The 17,256-nt window shown below is 63.4% G+C and carries 18 protein-coding genes; 13 read left to right on the top strand and 5 right to left on the bottom strand.

Annotated elements, in window-relative coordinates; all coding sequences use genetic code 11:
* The first annotated feature begins 288 nt into the window (after positions 1–288).
* Both GGQ74_RS12980 and GGQ74_RS12975 read left to right on the top strand, forming a co-directional pair.
* Positions 289–810, top strand: a complete 522-nt coding sequence (locus GGQ74_RS12980; RefSeq protein WP_167942023.1) for a nitroreductase family protein — start codon at positions 289–291, stop codon at positions 808–810.
* Positions 810–1,448 (top strand): MBL fold metallo-hydrolase, encoded by a 639-nt coding sequence (locus tag GGQ74_RS12975; RefSeq protein WP_167942022.1) that lies wholly within the window; start codon positions 810–812, stop codon positions 1,446–1,448. Before GGQ74_RS12980 ends, GGQ74_RS12975 begins: the two co-directional genes overlap by 1 nt.
* On the opposite strand, the gene GGQ74_RS12970 is transcribed toward GGQ74_RS12975, so the two are convergent.
* The gene (locus GGQ74_RS12970) at positions 1,445–1,654 is read right to left on the bottom strand and encodes a hypothetical protein (RefSeq protein ID WP_167942021.1); all 210 of its coding nucleotides are present in this window, start codon (positions 1,652–1,654) and stop codon (positions 1,445–1,447) included. The two genes, GGQ74_RS12975 and GGQ74_RS12970, sit on opposite strands and share 4 nt — an antisense overlap.
* Before the next feature lie 37 nt (positions 1,655–1,691).
* Between GGQ74_RS12970 and GGQ74_RS12965 the strand changes: the two genes are divergently transcribed.
* The 9 genes from GGQ74_RS12965 (at position 1,692) to GGQ74_RS12925 (ending at position 8,790) form a co-directional block, all read left to right on the top strand.
* Positions 1,692–2,330 carry a flavodoxin family protein gene (locus GGQ74_RS12965; protein ID WP_167942020.1) on the top strand — a complete coding sequence of 213 codons (639 nt, stop codon included), beginning with the start codon at positions 1,692–1,694 and terminating at the stop codon, positions 2,328–2,330.
* Complete coding sequence (locus GGQ74_RS12960; protein WP_167942019.1) at positions 2,330–3,097, top strand: phosphoribosyltransferase family protein; 768 nt, start codon at positions 2,330–2,332, stop codon at positions 3,095–3,097. The genes GGQ74_RS12965 and GGQ74_RS12960 overlap by 1 nt, the downstream gene beginning before the upstream one ends.
* A gap of 126 nt (positions 3,098–3,223) precedes the next feature.
* The gene (locus tag GGQ74_RS16525; RefSeq protein ID WP_167942018.1) at positions 3,224–4,231 is read left to right on the top strand and encodes a diguanylate cyclase; all 1,008 of its coding nucleotides are present in this window, start codon (positions 3,224–3,226) and stop codon (positions 4,229–4,231) included.
* Positions 4,232–4,311: 80 nt separating this feature from the next.
* Entirely contained in the window at positions 4,312–4,623 is a 312-nt protein-coding gene (gene rplU / locus GGQ74_RS12950) for a 50S ribosomal protein L21 (protein WP_167942017.1), read from the top strand.
* 21 nt (positions 4,624–4,644) lie between these two features.
* The gene (rpmA, locus tag GGQ74_RS12945) at positions 4,645–4,914 is read left to right on the top strand and encodes a 50S ribosomal protein L27 (RefSeq protein ID WP_167942016.1); all 270 of its coding nucleotides are present in this window, start codon (positions 4,645–4,647) and stop codon (positions 4,912–4,914) included.
* An 88-nt stretch (positions 4,915–5,002) separates the two neighbouring features.
* Positions 5,003–6,019 (top strand): GTPase ObgE, encoded by a 1,017-nt coding sequence (obgE, locus tag GGQ74_RS12940; protein ID WP_167942015.1) that lies wholly within the window; start codon positions 5,003–5,005, stop codon positions 6,017–6,019.
* Between the two features lie 69 nt (positions 6,020–6,088).
* Complete coding sequence (gene proB / locus GGQ74_RS12935) at positions 6,089–7,225, top strand: glutamate 5-kinase (protein WP_167942014.1); 1,137 nt, start codon at positions 6,089–6,091, stop codon at positions 7,223–7,225.
* A 189-nt stretch (positions 7,226–7,414) separates the two neighbouring features.
* Positions 7,415–8,377, top strand: coding sequence for a chemotaxis protein (locus tag GGQ74_RS12930; protein WP_167942013.1), 963 nt, complete (start codon positions 7,415–7,417; stop codon positions 8,375–8,377).
* A complete protein-coding gene (locus GGQ74_RS12925; RefSeq protein WP_167942012.1) occupies positions 8,374–8,790 on the top strand; it encodes an Hpt domain-containing protein in 417 nt (138 codons plus the stop codon). The genes GGQ74_RS12930 and GGQ74_RS12925 overlap by 4 nt, the downstream gene beginning before the upstream one ends.
* A gap of 1 nt (position 8,791) precedes the next feature.
* On the opposite strand, the gene GGQ74_RS12920 is transcribed toward GGQ74_RS12925, so the two are convergent.
* The 4 genes from GGQ74_RS12920 to GGQ74_RS12905 form a co-directional block, all read right to left on the bottom strand.
* Entirely contained in the window at positions 8,792–10,222 is a 1,431-nt protein-coding gene (locus tag GGQ74_RS12920; protein WP_167942011.1) for a DNA integrity scanning protein DisA nucleotide-binding domain protein, read from the bottom strand.
* A gap of 119 nt (positions 10,223–10,341) precedes the next feature.
* Positions 10,342–12,501, bottom strand: a complete 2,160-nt coding sequence (locus GGQ74_RS12915; RefSeq protein ID WP_167942010.1) for a sensor histidine kinase — start codon at positions 12,499–12,501, stop codon at positions 10,342–10,344.
* 141 nt (positions 12,502–12,642) lie between these two features.
* The gene (locus GGQ74_RS12910; protein ID WP_167942009.1) at positions 12,643–13,164 is read right to left on the bottom strand and encodes a GNAT family N-acetyltransferase; all 522 of its coding nucleotides are present in this window, start codon (positions 13,162–13,164) and stop codon (positions 12,643–12,645) included.
* Between the two features lie 35 nt (positions 13,165–13,199).
* The gene (locus GGQ74_RS12905) at positions 13,200–14,189 is read right to left on the bottom strand and encodes a YheT family hydrolase (protein ID WP_167942008.1); all 990 of its coding nucleotides are present in this window, start codon (positions 14,187–14,189) and stop codon (positions 13,200–13,202) included.
* 218 nt (positions 14,190–14,407) lie between these two features.
* On the opposite strand from GGQ74_RS12905, the gene GGQ74_RS12900 reads away from it, so the two are divergent.
* Complete coding sequence (locus tag GGQ74_RS12900) at positions 14,408–14,890, top strand: adenosine-specific kinase (protein WP_167942007.1); 483 nt, start codon at positions 14,408–14,410, stop codon at positions 14,888–14,890.
* Between the two features lie 124 nt (positions 14,891–15,014).
* Positions 15,015–16,676 (top strand): YcaO-like family protein, encoded by a 1,662-nt coding sequence (locus GGQ74_RS12895; protein WP_167942006.1) that lies wholly within the window; start codon positions 15,015–15,017, stop codon positions 16,674–16,676.
* Positions 16,677–17,256: the final 580 nt, after the last annotated feature.

The following is a 17,256-nucleotide window of genomic DNA, read 5'->3' as shown; positions in this document are numbered from 1 at the left end:
TATGACCGATGGGTGAGTCGCGATATGTTATGCCGATCATGCTGGGGCCGTGTGCGGTTCGACGTCTGTAAACCTGTGGCGCGGCGGACGAGCTGTCGGGTGGATGACGCATATATCATGCGGAAAATTCGCTATGGCTTTACTTGTGCGTTGTCGTTGCTTCCTCGACGAGTCTCGTTGCCTGCGCAATCGCTTGTATGGACAAAGATGATGCTCTGGACAAGATGCGGTTCTTCGGTCAAAGTCTGGTCGCCCCATGCCGGATATTCGAACAGGGGCGGAGGAATCATGACTGAGAGGGACAACGTTGTGCTGCAGGCCATCCGCGAGCGCCGTAGTGTGCGCCGCTTTACGGGCGAGCCTGTGACGCGTGAAGATGCGCTGACCATCGTCGAGGCGGGGCGCTTCGCGCCGAGTGGTCTCAACAACCAGCCGTGGCGCTTTCTGTGCCTGTGGCCCGGTGATGCGCGCGTCCATGCGCTGGCCGGGTGTACGAAGTACGGGGCCGTCGTCGAGGCCTGCGGGCTGCTGGTGGGCGTGTTTCTCGATCGCGACGCCATGTATTCTCCGCTGAAGGATCATCAGACCGCAGGGGCCTGCATCCAAAACATGCTGCTGGCCACGCATTCCATCGGACTTGGCGGCGTGTGGCTGGGCGAGATCGTCAATCAGGCGGATCAGGTGCTCGACGCGCTGTCCCTGTCTGGGGAGCGCTACGAGCTGATGGCCTTTCTCGCCATTGGCCATCCGGCACATCCGGGCGCGAGTTCGCGCCAGCCGCTGGAAACGCTGCTGTTGGAGGCGTTCTGATGCTGATTCGGACCTTCGAGCTTGGCCCGCTCATGACCAACGGCTATCTGCTCTCCGAGGGTGGGCGCGCTCTGTTCGTCGATCCCGGCGGCGAGCCCGACGAGGTGCTCGCGGTCCTCAAGGCCGAGGGCCTCGTGTTGGAGCGGGTGCTGGTCACGCATCTGCATTTCGACCATATTTATGGAGTGGCGGCCCTTTCGGCGGCCACGGGTGCGTCCGTGTGCGCCAGCGCCGATGATGCCTACCTGCTGGAAACGGAGGTGGGGCGCGGCGGAGCCATGGGCTTCCCCCGCGTGGACGATTTCGCCTTCGAGCCGCTGACCGAGGGCGAGACCGAATTCATCGGCCAGCGCTGCAATGTGCTGGCCACGCCCGGACACACGCGCGGCAGTCTGACCTTTCATTTCCCCGAGGCCGGTGCGGCCTTCGTGGGCGATCTCATCTTTTCGCGAGCCGTCGGGCGCACGGATTTTCCCGGCGGGAGCATGCCGACCCTCGTTCGGTCGGTGGAGCGGCGCATCTTCACCCTGCCGCCGGAGACGGTGCTCTATTCCGGGCACGGTCCGGCCACCACGGTGGGGGACGAGATGGTGCACAACCCCTTCTTTCAGCCCGACGGACCGGGCATGAGGTACTAGCCATGCAGGAAGGACAGGGGAATCGGATTTTTCTCGATCTGCGCGACAAGTGCTGAGGCGTGGGACTTGAGGTGGGGTGGTACCTTCGCCTGTCTCGCGCCTCGGTGATCGAGGTTCTGGTCCAGAGCGGGGCGCTCGCCTCCCTTGAGGACCAGCGCCGCATGAACGACGTCTGGCGGATGAATGTGTCCGAGGACGGCGAACATGTTCGCGTCGTATTCGTACACGCAAAGAGGAATGGTAATGATTCAATCGAATGACAGGGCAGGGGAGGCTGGCCGTCCGGCCATCATTTCGTGCAGCCCCCGACCCGGTGGAAACAGCGACCGCGCCGCGGCCCTCTTCACGCATGGGGCGATGGCGGCGGGTCTTGAGCTGCGGGTTGACTATCTGCGTCGGTTCCGCGTGGAGCCGTGCGTGTCCTGCTACCGTTGCAAGCATGACCCCAAGCGGGCGTGCTATCTGGCCGACATGGACCACAGCGGGCGTCTGTTTCAGATGATGCTGAATGCGCCCTATGTCTTCCTCGCCTCGCCCATCTACTTCTATCACGTCCCGGCGCAACTCAAGGCGTGGATCGACCGCAGCCAGTGCTACTATATGCGCAGGCAGGACGGCGACCCCGTCATGGCCGCCCTGCCTCGGCGCAAGGCCTATGTCTGCCTCATTGCCGGACGCTCGCAGGGGGATAAGCTTTTCGAGGGAAGTCTGCTTACGCTCAAGTACTTCCTCGATGTGTTCAACTTCGAGTTGCAGCCGCCACTCCTGTTCCGGGGGCTGGACGAGGCCGGTGATCTCGAAGCCAACGCCGAGGCCGTGGCCGCGCTGGAGAACCTTGGCCGCGAGGCCGCCCGCGAGGCGCTTGAACGCGCCGAGGCCTAGTGCTGCGAAGCGGCCGGTGCGCGTGGGGCGGACTTGGCGGATTGCGCCGCGCCCTGCGCACGTTGTGGGCGCGATGTGCGGCGTGCGGCGCTGCCCTCGGTTCTGGCGGGGGAGAGCTGTGTCCGCGCTGCGCCGGAGAACTTGCGCCGAGGCTTGGCGGGCACTGCCCGTTGTGCGGCGCGCTCTATGCCGACGCCGAGGCCCCGGTGTACCTGTGTGGCGCATGCAGACGCGCGCCTAGACCTTGGGCGGCGTTTCACTTCCATGGGGCGTATGCGGGGGCGCTGAGGCGGCTGGTGCTGGAGTTCAAGTTTTCGTCGCGACTCGGGCGCTCTGCGTTGCTTGGGCGTTTTGTTCGGGAGGCCTGCGTCCGAGATGGCTGGCCGGGGAGCCTCGATGATGCTGGCGCTTTTGGCGGATGGCTGGTAGTCCCCGTTCCGCTGCATCCGCGACGGCTCCGCCATCGAGGCTACAATCAGAGCCTCGAACTGGCGCGCGCCGTGTGCCGCCCCGGCTGCGAGCTTGCGCCACAGGCGCTGACACGGCGGGTGGAAACCGTTCCGCAACTCGGGCTTTCCGCCGCGCGGCGGCGCGAGAACGTTCGTGGGGCCTTCGAGGCTGACGCATGCGTCGCTGGGCGCGCCATTTTGCTCGTCGATGACGTGATGACTACGGGCGGAACGCTGGAAGCCGCGACGCGGGCGCTTCTTCGCGCAGGAGCTGCGCGGGTGGAGGTGCTGGTGCTGGCCCGGACTCCGGAAGCGTGAAAAAGCTGGTGCCTCGGGGCATAGTTGGTTAAGATGACCGCTGGCTCCGTTGCGCCGGACCCTTGCCGTAAGCCCTGAACGTCCACCGATTAGCCAATGCCGCCCCTCGCGGGCCAAGAACAGAGCGTGAGCAAAGACTGCATCTATCCCGACCAGCACCGGTTGTGCCACCTTCTGGCCAAGGCCGGCGTTCCGTCGCATCCGAAGTGGCACTCGCTCATTCTGTACATGCGCAGCCTTGAGTACAACGACACCTTGTCCGATGCGCAGAAGGCGGCAATCCATGAGCTGTTTCTGGAGCTCGTCAAACGGCGGGACTTCAGCGATGCCGCCTACGCCGAGGTTTCGCGGCGCCAGGAGGAGATCGTCACCTCTCCCTACCGGGAAAAGCTCAAGGCGGCCTTGCAGGAATCAACCACGCTGCTTGAGGAGTTCGGCTCCGTGATCAGGCGGCGTTCCGGCGAGGTGCAGGATTTGGGCGAAGAGACGGTGCAGACGGTGCAAAGCGGCATGCCGCCGGACCGGATGGTGGAGCGCCTGCGCGATTCCTTTCGGCGCGTGGTCAGCGCCATGGACGAGGATGCGCATACACTGCGACGGCTCGCGCATACCGACGCGCTGACCGGGCTGGCCAACCGCCGCGCCCTCGATGAGAGGCTGGCGGAGCTGTGTCCGGACACGTGCGGAGATACCGTGTCGCTGCTCATGCTCGACATTGATTTTTTCAAGCGGATAAACGATACCTACGGCCACCAGATCGGTGACCAGGCGCTTCGGATCATCGCGGAACTCATCCGCAAGGGCACTGCCTCGCGCTGCGGCGATGGTTGCCTGCCCGTCCGTTACGGCGGAGAGGAGTTCGTGGTCATGGCGCCGGGACTCGACCGGAAGGAAGCCCTCGACCTCGCGGAGCATATCCGCAGGAGCGTCGAGAAGTACCGGTTCGAGGTCAAGAGCATAGATGGCGAGGTTCTGGCCAAGGACCTCAGGATGACCATATCCGTGGGTGTGGCGGAGATACTGCCCTCGTGGGCTGATCACCACGCCGAGCGCCTTGTGCAGGCCGCGGATTCGGCTCTCTACGAGGCCAAACGCAATGGCCGCAATCAGGTGCGCATTCACGGTGCATCGTAAAAAACTTGGGGATGGGGGCTTGACTTTCCGTCGGTTTGTCGGGTATCAACCCCTCTCTCTTTCTTTGGAGGTAACAGGTCATGTATGCAATAGTTGAGACCGGCGGCAAGCAGTTCCGTGTTGAGGAAGGCCGCACGATTAACATTCAGAAGATTCAGGCAGAGGCCGGTTCCGAGCTGGTTCTGGACAAGGTTCTGCTGGTGGATAAGTCCGGCGATGTGACCGTTGGTCAGCCTTTCGTTGGCAACGCGAAGATCTCCTGCGAAGTCGTTGGCCACGGCCGCGACAAGAAGATCATCGTTTTCCACAAGCGCCGCCGCAAGGGTTTCATGAAGAAGCAGGGCCACAGGCAGGACTTCACCACGATCAAGATCAAGGCCATCGAGGCCTAAGGTCCGAAAAGGAGTACTGAAATGGCTCATAAGAAAGCAGGCGGCAGCTCCAGAAACGGTCGCGATTCCATCGGTCAGAGAAGAGGCGTCAAGCGCTTCGGCGGTCAGCAGGTTCTGGCCGGCAATATCCTCGTTCGCCAGCTGGGCACCAAGTTCCATGCCGGCCCGAATGTTGGCATGGGCAGGGACTACACCCTGTTCGCCCTCATCGACGGCGAGGTGAAGTTCGAGAAGTACACGCGCCACAAGAAGGTCAAGACCCGGGTTTGCGTGATTCCCGCCGAGGCCTAGGCCTTTCGCGGTAGAGCATTTTCCGAGGCGGACGGCGCTTGCGTCGTCCGCCCGTTTTTTATGTGCGGTTTTCCGCAGGGAGTCGAGTATGCGCTTCGTTGATGAAGCAAGGATCACTGTTCGGTCGGGGCATGGTGGCAACGGCTGCGTTTCGTTTCGCCGCGAGGCCCACGTGCCCAAGGGCGGTCCCAATGGCGGCGACGGCGGCAAGGGCGGCGACGTCGTTTTCCGTGCGTCGTCCAAGCTTCTCACGCTGTACGACTTTCGTCTCAAGCGTCTCTACGAGGCCAAGAACGGGCAGCCCGGCATGGGCAGCCAGTGCTGCGGCCGCAACGCCGAGGATCTCATCATCGAGGTTCCTGTGGGCACCATGCTCTTCGAGGCCGATGAAGAGGGCGGCGAAAGGCTCGTGGCGGATCTCGCCGTCGACGGGCAGGAGGTCGCCGTCTGCAAGGGCGGACGTGGCGGCTTCGGCAACGAGCATTTCAAGACGTCCACCATGCGCACGCCGCGCTTCGCCCAGCCCGGTGGCGAGGGCGAGGAGAAGAGCCTGCGCCTTGAGCTGAAGATTCTCGCGGACGCTGGCCTGCTCGGCCTGCCCAACGCGGGCAAGTCCACCTTCATCTCCGCCATTTCCGCGGCGCGGCCCAAGATCGCGCCGTATCCGTTCACCACGCTTACGCCGAACCTCGGCGTGCTCATCGACGACATCGGCGAGCACTTCGTGGTGGCCGACATTCCCGGCCTCATCGAGGGCGCGCACGAAGGTCAGGGCCTCGGGCACCGCTTCCTCAAGCATGTGGAGCGCACCCGCTTCCTCGTGCATATCCTTTCCGCCGAGGACATCGACGTGGAGAACCCGTGGGCTGGCTTCGACCTGCTCAACGAGGAACTCGCCCGCTACGCCGAGGAGCTTGCCGCGCGCCATCAGGTGCAGGTGATCAACAAGATCGACCTCATCGACGAGGACGCCCTTGCGGAGCTGCGCCGACGCGCAAAGGCCGATGGACGATCCATCTTCTTCATCTCCGCCCTTGGCGGAGTGGGTGTCGAAGCCCTTGTGAAGGAGATGTGGCGGCTGTACCATGGCGGCGACCCCCGCTAGACGGGGCGATGGAGCAAGGACCCAGAAAGTTTTCGCAATCTGACTCCTCATCTTCCGGAAGGCGTGAACATGGACTGGATGGCCGAACGCACGCGCGTTCTTTCTGAAGCGAAACGGGTGGTGGTCAAGGTCGGCAGCGCTGTCCTGACCGGCGAGGATGGTCTGGACCTGCGGGTCGTGAACCGTCTGGCCGATCAGCTCGCGACGTTGCATGATCGCGGGCTGGATATCGTGCTGGTCAGTTCCGGTGCCGTGGCGGCGGGGCGCAAGGTGCTCCACGCCGAGATCACCGGTCTTCCGGCGCGGCAGGCGGCATCGGCAGTGGGCCAGAGCCGCCTCATGCACGCCTACGACGAGGCCTTCGCGCGCTACGGCAAGGTGTCCGCCCAGATTCTCCTCACCCGCGACGACCTGCGCAGTCGCAGCCGATTCCTCAACGCCCTCAATACATTTCGAACGCTGCTCGACTGGAAGGCCATTCCCGTGGTCAACGAGAACGACACCGTCGCCGTGCAGGAACTCAAGTTCGGCGACAACGACTCGCTCGGGAGCCTTGTCGTCAACCTCGTGCAGGCCGATCTGTTCGTGAACCTCACCTCTGCCTCCGGCGTGTACGACGCCAATCCGGACAAGGACCCCGAGGCGCGCTGCCTCGAATGCATCGAAAACATTTCCTGCCTCGATTTGGACACCACCTGCGACGGTAAGACCTCCGTGGGCACGGGCGGCATGTATTCCAAGCTCCTCGCTGCCCGGCGCGTGGCGCAGCTTGGCGTGCCGACGCTCATCGTCTCCGGCAGGGAACGCTACGTGCTCGACCGCGTGTTCTCCGGCGAGCCGATAGGCACGTGGGTGGTGCCGGAGGCGCATCCCATCTCGCGGCGCAAGTTTTGGTTGGCCTACAACAAGACGCCCTCGGGCAGCGTTGTGGTGGACCCGGGTGCGGCCAAGGCCCTCACCACGCAGGGCAAGAGCCTTCTTCCCGCTGGCATCGACAGCGTGGACGGCAACTTCGGCCCCGGCGCGCTGGTGTTCATCAAGGACGAATCCGGCGATACCCTCGGCGTTGGCCTGTCCAACTACGATTCCGCAGACCTTCGGCGTATAACCGGCCGTAGAAGTGGCGACATCGCGGACATCCTCGGCGATTGCCCGTATCCCGAGGCCATCCACAGGGACAACATGCTCCTTGACGCCGCCGTGTGATCCTCCACGTTGCGCTGTGATTTTTCGAAAGGCCCCGTCCATTGGACGGGGCCTTTTGCGTTTGTGGCGTGAAAAGGCGGGAGAGGCGGCGGAGAACCGGGCAGGCGTTGCGCAAAAATTCTGCACAGGGTACAAGGGACGGTGGAGAGTAGCGCCGCCGGTCCGCCGGCTTTTCAAGGGAGGAAAGGCATGGCCAGAAGCGACATTTTGCTGGAAACGGGGACGAACGAGCTTGAGATCCTCGAACTGTTCATCAACGAGACCGTTCCGGGGAGCAAGGACCCCGTTCCGAGTTATTTCGGCGTCAACGTGGCCAAGGTGATGCAGGTCATCGAAAGTCCGACCCTCGACCCGCCGGAGTCGGCATCGAACCCGTGCTACATGGGCACCATCTCGCTACGCAAGCATATCGTGCCTGTGCTCGACCTCGCTGTATGGCTCGGCATCGACCGCAACGCCCACGAGTACGAGGTGGTGATGGTGACGGAGTTCTCCAAGGCCGTGACGGGATTTCTCGTCTCCGGCGTTACGGAGATCCACCGCGTGGGCTGGCAGGATGTCGCCCCGCCCCACGAGTTCGTGACGCGCATGGGCACTTCGTGCATCATCGGCATGGTCCGGCGCGAAGACCATTTCATCCAGCTCCTCGATCTGGAGCAAATCCTTTCCGCGTTGGAACCGGCGAGCCTCAAGCCGGACGAAGCGCCGCGCGTTGTCGCGTCCCGCCGTTACCGTGCCCTCGTCGCTGACGATTCCCCAACAATCCGCCTCATGCTGCGCAAGAATCTCGAAGCCGCCAACTTCGATCTGCATGTCGTCAGCAACGGGCAGGAGGCGCTGGACCATGTCCGGCGGATGGGCAAGCAGGCCAAGGAGCAGGGCAAAGGCATCCTCGACGTGCTCGACATCGTCATCGCCGACATTGAGATGCCGCTCATGGACGGCTTCACCCTGACCAAGAGCATCAAGGATGACGAGCAGCTCAAGGCGCTGCCGGTCATCCTCTATTCGTCGCTCATCACCAGCGAGTTGCGACACAAGGGCGAATCCGTCGGTGCCGTGGATCAGATTGCCAAGCCGGACATGGACAGCATGGCCGAACGCGCCATCGCCATCCTCGAAGGTCACAAATCCGGAGACGCCGGGGCATGATGGATTTCCAGCAGGATCAGGAGGTCATGGAGGCCTTCGTGGACGAGACCCGTGATCGGCTCGTGGAGTTGGAGACGGGTATCCTGCATTTGGAGCATCTCGATGGGGCTTCCGTGGAGGAGGTCGTCAACGAGATATTCCGCGCGGCGCACTCCGTGAAGGCCGGTGCCGGGCTACTCAAGCTGCATAGCATGGAGCGCCTGTCGCACTGGCTGGAGAATATCCTTGGGCGCATCCGCACCGGGGAGATTCGGCCGGACGCGGACCTTGTGACGGCGCTACTCGATGGAATCGACGTGCTGCGCGATCTGGCCGAGAACGTTCCCGACTGCGCCGACGTGGACGTGAGCGAACACATGATTTCCCTGCGCGACGCCCTTGAACTGGCGCGGGCGAGACGGCGCAAGGTATAGGCTATTCGCTGATCCAATCCTCAAGGCGCGGTGGCGTGCCGCAACTCCCTCGAAGCGGGAGGAGCGGGCAGGCCGCCGTGACCTCCACGCCGCCCTGTATGATGGACACCGGGCGGTCCGATGACACCACGATGACCACGAGGTCGTCGTGCCCCGTCGTGAAGCGCAGCGCGGAGTTGTAGCGAGCCCCGCGCGAGCGGTCCTCTCCGACCACGCGTTGGCCGTCGAGCAGACATCCGAATCCGTACAGGCGACGGTCCGCGCCGATGTGCAGCGCGCCGTCCACCTTGGCCAGAGACTGGGCCACCGGCAGCAGCCCTTCGAGTTCGAGATCGATGGGCGTTTCGAGGTGCTGCCCGGCGATGGGCACGATGGGCGTTTTGAAGTCGAGGACGATGGTGCACCCGTGCTTGCGCTCCTGGGTGCTGCGCACAATGTCCGTGACGATGCCGAAGAGGCTGTGGCGTTCCTCGTCGCCGAGGTTTGTCTCGATGAGCATTTCCTCAAGCTGGACGAGGTTCGGCTTGCGGTTGGTGGAATGGAATCCGCCGTCGAGCACGCTGCACACCGTCTCGCCGTCGAGCTGGAGAAAGCCGTGGTTGCCGTGGAAGCAGGCCGTCAGGTGCGATCCGGGCATCATGCCCGAACCGATGCCGACGATGTGCCTGCCGTCCGAGACGAGGGCGTGCGGCGTGTCTTCCACGGACTGCATGAGCTTGCGCACATGCTTGTGGTGTTGCAGCAGGGGGCGCTCCATTTCCGTGAATCGGGCCAGGAAGTGCACGCGGTCCATGAGGGATGGCTCCACGAAACACAGCCGCCCGCGCGGCCATGCGCCTTCCTCCAGCGTTTTCGAGATGCCGAGGATGGCGTCGAGGGTGGGGTAGATGCGCAGTTGGGTGTCCATGCCCATGCGCTGTGCGCGCGAATCGACGATGTGGTTGCGCACGGCGTGCGTGGCCCAGCCCTGTAGGACCGATCCGGCGATGTCGAGTTGGAGGACGTTTTCCGAAGCGAAGGCCTGCGAGAGCATCCACGCCGCGTGTTCCAGCCAGCGCTCCGTTGGCCCGGTGGAACACAGGTCCGGGTGGTGCTCCGTGAACCATGATTGGTGGTGGATGGCGCGGGAGCGCGAACTGTGCGTGATCAGCCCCGCCATGGACAGGGCTTCGCACGGTTCCAGCTCGAAGGGAGCGATGCGTTCGCCGGGGTGTTTGCAGCGCCGCCATGCGTCGTCGGCGAGAAAGACCTTTTCGAGTATCGGTTCGTGTCCGCGCAGCAGGTTCTGCGGATCGTGGACGCGCACGGTACTCTGTGGGCCTTCCGCGTAGACGAGGGCCGCCCGCGAGAGCTGCGAGTAATGCGAAAGCCCGTCGCGCAGGCCGTCGTGGACGTGGTAGATGCACAGATTTCTGTAGGCTTCGTTGAGCATTGCGCCGCCCCTTGCTGTCCGTTCCGTTTGTTCCGTTTTGGCACAAATCGGAAGGAAATCAAATGGGATATGTCGCACGAATCGTGGCGCCATGTTCGTGCGGCCATGGAGGGAGCGGGTCAGGCCGATACGGAATCGTATGCACGCGCGGGGGCATCGGCCGCAGGAAAGACGACGTCGATGCGCGTTCCGTCCTCCACGCGAATATCGAGGGAGCCGTGGAGCTGGTAGGTGACGATGTTGGAAACCAGCTTCATGCCGAGCGTCGTGGTTGCGGCGTCGTCCGGAAAACCGCGGCCGTTATCCGAGACGCATATCCGCACGCAGCCGTCATCGCCGCGCACGCTGAAGCCGAGAGAACCGCCCTGACCGTCGGGATAGGCGTGCTTTATGACGTTGGAAAACAGTTCGTTGAGCACGATGCCGCAGGGAATGGCGTGCTGGATGGACAGGTGGATGTCCTCGGTGTCGAAGTGTGGCGCGATGTCCTGTGCGCCGTAGGACCGGACGAGGTTGCGGCACAGGGCGCGGCCATAGTCGGCGATGTTCACGCTCTCGAAGCTGTCCGAGCTGTATATTTGATTATGGATCAGCGCCATGCCCTGAATCTTGGTGGTGATGTCCATGAGCACGGCGCGGTCTGTCGTCGACGAGATGCGCGCCATGGCAAGCTCCAGTAGACTGCTGACGATCTGGAGGTTGTTCTTGACCCTGTGGTGGATTTCCTGAAGCAGGGTTTCCTTTTCCAGCAGGGATTCCTGGATGCGGGTTTCGTACACCTTGGCGGTGGTCACGTCGCGCCCTATGGCCACCACGGAGTTCGTCTCGCCATCCGCGCCGTGGACGACGCGACCCGTCCAGGCCAGCCAGCGCGGGCCGGCTGGGGTGCTCGCCTGGAATTCTATGGAGAGTGGATCGGTGGCGGTGATGGCCTGTCTGAATACGTCCGCGATGGCGCGGCGTTCGGGTCGGGGAACGATTTTCAGGACCTTGCAGCCGCGCACCCGGTCTTCGGGCAGGGCGAAAAGCGAGCAGAAGGACGGGCTGGCAAAGAGGATGCGTCCCGAAGGCGAGACGTTCACGACCATGTCGCTTTGGTGCTCCACGAGCAGGCGGTATTGCTCCTCGCTGCGGCGTAGGCGTTCTTCGGAAAGGCGCAGGGCGGTGACGTCGCGCGCGAAGCTGAGCACCGTGCGCACCACTCCGCCGGAGGAGAACTCCGGCGAGAGCCGCCAGTCGAAGTGGGTGCGGCCATTCGGACCGTCAAAGACGAGGCGGGTGCGCACCAGACTTCTCGTACGGAAGGCTTCCTCGATGCGCGCATCAATGGTTGCGCAGAACTCCGGGCAGAGGCCGAGCTCGCGGGGTGTCTTGCCGACGATTTCCTCGCGCGGGGTGTCCACGTATTTCGAGATGCGCGAGTTGACGTAGAGGTGGCGTGCGGATCGGTCGAAACGCGCGATGATGTCCGGAGAGTTTTCGACGAGCGCCTTCAACTGCTCGCGGTTTTCGCGCAGTCTGCGTTCCGCCAGAATCCGTCGAGCGAGTTGGCGCTTGAGCTCTCCATTGGCGTTGGAGAGGTCGCGTGTGCGCCTTTCGACGAGTTCGCCGAGGGTGTCGTTCATCTTGCGGCTGAGCTCTAGGCGGTGATGGTTGGCGCGGAACAGGGCGATGACGAGAACCGTCATCGCCAGCGCGCCCAGAATCGAGGGGAGAATTCGCGAGGGACTGGCCGTGTGCAGGAGAATTTCGCTGTCCGGCGTGGAGATGCCGAACGTCCATGTGGTTCCTGCGGCGTCGAAGGTGGCCCATGCCGCCCGCTCCCGGCCGCGTTCGGTCGACAGCGTAAAGAAGCCCTGTCCGCTTGTGCGGCCCTCGATGGCGGCGCGAAGCAGTCCGAGGCCCTCGGTATCGGTCGGGCATCCCCGCATGGCGCACAGTTCGTCGATGCGCATGATGGAATCGGCAGGCATGGTCTCATCGAGCCCGGCAACGAGGGTGTTGTCCCTGAACAGCCATGCGTGGCCGGAGTCGAGCAGGCGGATGGGGGCGGCGAACTTGCGGAAGGTCTCGTGCGCTGCGGCATTGACGGGGAGCCCCTGCTCCTCCACCAACAGCTCCAGCCACACGCGGCTTGATCTGGCCCCCTGTTCGGCGATGTTTTGCTGGATAGTCGTCCACTGGTTGAGAATATCCGCCCGATAGACGGCCATGTCGGCACCGACGGTGAGCCAGACGACGGCGATGATCAGGGCGGGTAGCGAGCGGGCGGACTTCATGCATACTCCCTGGCGTGCGGAGGAAGGCCTTGCCGATGGGCCGGGCCGGAGTGCCGGGGCGGTGAATCCGTCCCGGCATCCTCATGGGCTAGGGAGAAATGTCCGCTTTGTCAAATATGTCGTGATGTTGACCAGAAAAGGTCAATGCGCGGCACTGGCCGGGGCCAATTCCTTGACCAGCAGGGAGACGGCGACGGTGCCGCCCTTGGTTTCCTGTGTGCCCACCTCGCGGAACCCGCAGTGGGCGTGGAAGGCCAGCGAGTCGTCGTTTCGGGGGCGGATGTTGACCTCGCAGGTCACGGTGCCGGTCGTCTCGCTGGCGAATCGGGAGATGTTGTCGTACAGGGCGGTGCCGATGCCCATGCGCTGGGCGAATGGCGCGATGACGATGCGGTCGATGTAGACGAAGGACGGATAGTGTCCCTTGAACCACTGGAAGTTTTCGCTCTCGTAGGAGGCCTCGGGCGTGTAGCCGATCATGAAGCCGGCCACGCGTCCGGGCTGGGCGCTTTGTTCGACGACGCGGAAGTAGGCGGCGCGGTCCATGGACGTGCGCATGAAGCCTTCGTCCACGCTATTGACGGCTGGGACGGCATGTTCGTTGAGGGCGACGATGTCGGGCAGATCGGAGATGAGGACGTCGCGGATGATGATTCTGTTCATTTGATCGGAATGTGGTCGGGTTGAGGGTTGGCCGGTCAGGCCGGCGTGTGTTCGTTGAGGAATGCTGCGCTGCGCTTCTCGGACCAGAATTCGCCAGCCGGGTCGAGTAGGATAAACCCGACGTGGCCGCCGGATTCGGGCGTTTCCAGATACAGGTTCGGGTTCTCGCGGGCTTCGTCCTCGGGATAGCAGCGCGGCCCGAGGAAGGGATCGTCCTTGGCGTTGAGGATGAGCGTTGGTACGCGGATGTCGCGTAGTACCGGGCGGGAGCTGGCCTTGCGCCAGTAGTCCTCGGCGTTTTCGAAGCCGAACAGCGGAGCTGTGTAGCGTTCGTCGAACTCCCTGAAGGTGGAGATGGCGTCGAGACCCGTGATGTCGAAGATATCCGGGAACATGGCGTGCTTGGCCCGCACCTTGGCGCGCAGGCTGTGCAGGAGATACTCCACGTAGATGCGGCCGGCCGGAAGCGATTCGAGCTTGCGTACGGAGTCGGCGAGGTCGCAGGGCGCGGAAACCGCGACGGCGGCGCAAATCTCGCGGGGGACGCGGTCCGGATCGAGCCCGAGATACCGCAGCGTCTGGTTGCCGCCCATGCTGAAGCCGACCAGCGCGATTTGCCGATAGCGCCCCACGGCCAGCGCGTGGTGCACCGTCGCGTGCAGGTCCTCGATTTCGCCACTGTGGTAGAAACGCGGTAGGCGGTTCATTTCCCCGCCGCAGCCGCGGCAGTTGCGGGCCAGCACGTCCCATCCGGCACGGTTCAGGGCGCGGGCCATGCCGCAGACGTACTTGCGCCGCGAATGGCCTTCCAGCCCGTGGGTCACGATGACCAGTCGCTCGGAGCCGCCGGGACCGGACGCGAAGCTCCAGTCCAGCAGGATGAAGTCGCCGTCCTTGGTGTCCATGCGCTCGCGCACGTAATCCACGTGCGGTACGGGGCGGATGAGCGAGGGGGCGATGCTTTGCACGTGGCCGTTGGCCAGCATGGCCGGTGGCGAATAGTCGGGTATGGGGAGAATGGGCATGTGTGGCACCTCGTTGGATAAGCCTACCCCCCTTGCGGACGTGCGGCAACCGTGCCCGAGGCCGATTTTCGAGCATGGAGGCCATGCGCTCGGACGTCGGGACCGGGGATTGCGGGATTTGCCCTGCGCGAAAAGGTTTCGTACTATGCGCCCTTCATGATTCGTAAAACGCACGAACACTTCATCACATATCCCGCCCATGGCGGAGGAGCGCGAACATGCAGCTGACCACCATTGCCATCGAGAAGCCCGCAGATATGAACTTCATCCTTGGCCAGTCCCATTTCATCAAGACCGTCGAGGACATTCACGAGGCCGTGGTGTCCGCCGTTCCCTTCGCGAAGTTCGGTCTCGCCTTCTGCGAGGCCTCGGACAAGCGCCTCGTGCGCTGGAGTGGCACCGACGAGGAGTGCATCGAACTGGCCAAGCGCAACGCCATGTCGCTGGCCTGCGGGCACAGTTTCATTATCTTTATGAAAGACATGTTCCCCATCAATATCGTCAATGTCATCCAGAACGTGCCCGAAGTGGTGCGCCTGTTCTGTGCCACCGCCAACCCCACGCAGGTCGTGGTGGCCGAGACCGAGCAGGGCCGGGGCATCATGGGCGTCATCGACGGCTTCGCCTCGGCGGGCATCGAGGATGACGAGGAGATCGCGAGGCGCAAGGGCTTCCTGCGCGCCATTGGGTACAAGTTCTAGGCCGCTTTCGTCGGCATGCGGCAGGCGGCGCGTCCCTTGGGGCGCGCCGTTTTCTGCATGCGGTGTCCGGGCGGGGGCTTCGGTTCTCGGCCAAAGTCGCATTATAAGGAGAATGGCTCGCGAGATGACCATGGAATACGAATTCAGAGTGCTTGATACGCAGGCCACGGTGGGGTTTGCCGCATGCGTGCCGAAGGGGGATGTCGATCTGGACGCGGCGCTTGCCCATCTGCGCGCGTGCCCCATGGACGATTACATGCATGTCCATGCCCTGACCCTCGTGCAGCGCCTCGACGACGCGGCCTTGCGCAATATGCTCGATCTCCATGGCGATGATCCGCTCGTGAGTGGATTGGTCCGGGAATGCGTGCTTGGACAGCCGGAGCGTGCGCGCGCTCTGGGGCTGGATGGCCCCGCGTCCGAGGGCGAGTTGTCCGCGTCTCCGTTGGTAGAGCTTCGCGCCGCGGCGCGCCCCGGTCAGGATGTGCATGCCGCGTGGGGAGCCATTTTCAGGGAGAACAAGGTCGCGCATGCTCCAATGCCGACGTCGGCGCAGGCCGGGCTGGCGCTGCCGTTTTCGCCGGAGGAGATCGCAGCGGCCAACGAGGGATTCGTCAGCGTGACGGATATCGCTGCGCAGCGTGTGAAGCGTGCGCGCAAGGGCGGTGGGCCGTCCGCTGAAGCCACGGCTCGGGAGGCCGAGGGGCGGCTTGAGGCCGCGGGCGTGGCCATGAGTCAGCAGGCCCGGCATACGGATTCGCTGTCGCCCGTGGGGCTGGTCCGCCAGTGGAAGCGGCGGGTAACGGTGCGAAACGGCAGGTTGGATTACGATCTGGACGGCGTGTTCATGTCCTACGGTAAAGGGCTGACCTTCGACGTCGCGTGGGCCTCGGTGGTCATGGAGGTTGTGGAGCGCTATTCGAGCTGGGTCGATGTGGACGGCCTTGCGTTGCCCGATCTCGCCGCCGGGCGCGACCTCGTCTGTGCGAGGCTGTCGGAACTGCGGCGTGATGGGCGCGATGCCCTCGATCCCAATGCGCTCCCCGTGGATGCTCCGTATGCCGACGAGCCGTTGCATTGGTTGCCCTGCGACAGGCCGGGTGGCGGGACGCTTCTCGTTCCGGCGCAGTTCGTCTTCCTCTTCTGTAACCTTGATGAGCCGTCGCTGTTCGGCGGATTCGGTTCGACGGGGCTTGCCTCGGGCAGCACTATGGCGCAGGCGCGGCTCGGCGCGCTGCTCGAAGTCGTGGAGCGGGACGCGGAAACCGTGTCCACGGTTGCCCCCGAGCGGTGGTTCAGGATTGAGAGTCGGGATCGGCAGGTGCGCGAGCTGCTGGAGAACTACCGTAAGCGTGGGCTGGATGTGCTGTTTGCGGAGTGTACCTCGGCCCTTGGCATTCCCTGTTATCGGGCCTTTGCCACGGGACCGCAGGGGCAGGTGGCGAAGGGGGCTTCGGCAGGGCTGTGCGGGGCGAAGGCCATCGTCTCGGCCATGTTGGAGGTGCCTTATCCGTTCCCGTTCGGGCCCGCGTCGTTGCCGGGGCCTGCCGAACTGCCTGTCGTGTGCATCGAGGATTTGCCGGATCATTCCACAGGGAGCATCGAAGGGGACCTACGTCTCGTGGAGCAGACCCTTTCGGCCAGCGGACGCGAGCCGCTGTATGCCGATCTGATGCGCAGGGACCTGCGTTATCCGGTGGTGCGGGCGATTGTGCCGGGCTTGGAACTGCTGCCGGACTTCGACAGATCGTCGCGTCTGTCTCCGCGTCTGTTCGTCGGGGCATGATGGCTGGGGCGGAGAGGGTGATAATCGTTTAGAAAAAGACCAATGATTTCAATGGGCCTTTGGAAAGATCGTAAAAAGTGAGAAAAGCTGTTGACGTGGGAGGGCGTTTTGCCTAGAACCGCCCTCCGCCGCACGGAAAAGGCAACAGCCGCTCCGAAACGGCAATTTGAAAAAAAGTGATCTTGAGGGTTGACTGCTACGACGAGTCGGAGTAGTCACCACAACCGCGCCAACGACGATAACCGTCCGGCGCGATTGAAAAAAAGATTGCATGAGGGCTTGACGGACGCAACGCGGACGAGTAGAGCACTCAACACCGCTTCGGCAACACGCCGAACGGTTTGAAAAAAAGTTTCACGAAGGGCTTGACGGAGCAAAACGCTTCCGATAGAAGGCTCTCCGCGGTTGGCTGAAAGGCCAACCAAATGCCCGAAAGGGCCTTGACGAGCCGAGTTACGCTCGGTAAGTTGAACTTCGCTTAAACAGCGGATTTGGTCTTTGACAATTAAATAGCGAGTCGTGTCGATCTTGAACGAATTGCCTTAAAAGTCAGCTTTGCGGTTCGATAAAATCGGATCGC

It is taken from the genome of Desulfobaculum xiamenense, assembly GCF_011927665.1.
Lineage (GTDB): Bacteria > Desulfobacterota > Desulfovibrionia > Desulfovibrionales > Desulfovibrionaceae > Desulfobaculum > Desulfobaculum xiamenense.
The sequence above is the reverse complement of the archived record's forward strand: the minus strand, read 5'-3'. Positions and strand labels throughout refer to the sequence as shown.

Excerpts from the sequence above, each read along its gene's own strand:
- GGQ74_RS12900 (WP_167942007.1), top strand. The coding sequence starts at position 14,408 with ATGCAGCTGACCACCATTGCCATCGAGAAGCCCGCAGATATGAACTTC.
- obgE (WP_167942015.1), top strand. The coding sequence starts at position 5,003 with ATGCGCTTCGTTGATGAAGCAAGGATCACTGTTCGGTCGGGGCATGGT.
- rplU (WP_167942017.1), top strand. The coding sequence starts at position 4,312 with ATGTATGCAATAGTTGAGACCGGCGGCAAGCAGTTCCGTGTTGAGGAA.
- GGQ74_RS12905 (WP_167942008.1), bottom strand. The coding sequence starts at position 14,189 with ATGCCCATTCTCCCCATACCCGACTATTCGCCACCGGCCATGCTGGCC.
- GGQ74_RS12930 (WP_167942013.1), top strand. The coding sequence starts at position 7,415 with ATGGCCAGAAGCGACATTTTGCTGGAAACGGGGACGAACGAGCTTGAG.
- GGQ74_RS12920 (WP_167942011.1), bottom strand. The coding sequence starts at position 10,222 with ATGCTCAACGAAGCCTACAGAAATCTGTGCATCTACCACGTCCACGAC.
- GGQ74_RS12970 (WP_167942021.1), bottom strand. The coding sequence starts at position 1,654 with ATGTTCGCCGTCCTCGGACACATTCATCCGCCAGACGTCGTTCATGCG.
- GGQ74_RS12915 (WP_167942010.1), bottom strand. The coding sequence starts at position 12,501 with ATGAAGTCCGCCCGCTCGCTACCCGCCCTGATCATCGCCGTCGTCTGG.
- proB (WP_167942014.1), top strand. The coding sequence starts at position 6,089 with ATGGACTGGATGGCCGAACGCACGCGCGTTCTTTCTGAAGCGAAACGG.
- GGQ74_RS12980 (WP_167942023.1), top strand. The coding sequence starts at position 289 with ATGACTGAGAGGGACAACGTTGTGCTGCAGGCCATCCGCGAGCGCCGT.
- GGQ74_RS12895 (WP_167942006.1), top strand. The coding sequence starts at position 15,015 with ATGACCATGGAATACGAATTCAGAGTGCTTGATACGCAGGCCACGGTG.
- GGQ74_RS12975 (WP_167942022.1), top strand. The coding sequence starts at position 810 with ATGCTGATTCGGACCTTCGAGCTTGGCCCGCTCATGACCAACGGCTAT.
- GGQ74_RS12965 (WP_167942020.1), top strand. The coding sequence starts at position 1,692 with ATGATTCAATCGAATGACAGGGCAGGGGAGGCTGGCCGTCCGGCCATC.
- rpmA (WP_167942016.1), top strand. The coding sequence starts at position 4,645 with ATGGCTCATAAGAAAGCAGGCGGCAGCTCCAGAAACGGTCGCGATTCC.
- GGQ74_RS12925 (WP_167942012.1), top strand. The coding sequence starts at position 8,374 with ATGATGGATTTCCAGCAGGATCAGGAGGTCATGGAGGCCTTCGTGGAC.
- GGQ74_RS12910 (WP_167942009.1), bottom strand. The coding sequence starts at position 13,164 with ATGAACAGAATCATCATCCGCGACGTCCTCATCTCCGATCTGCCCGAC.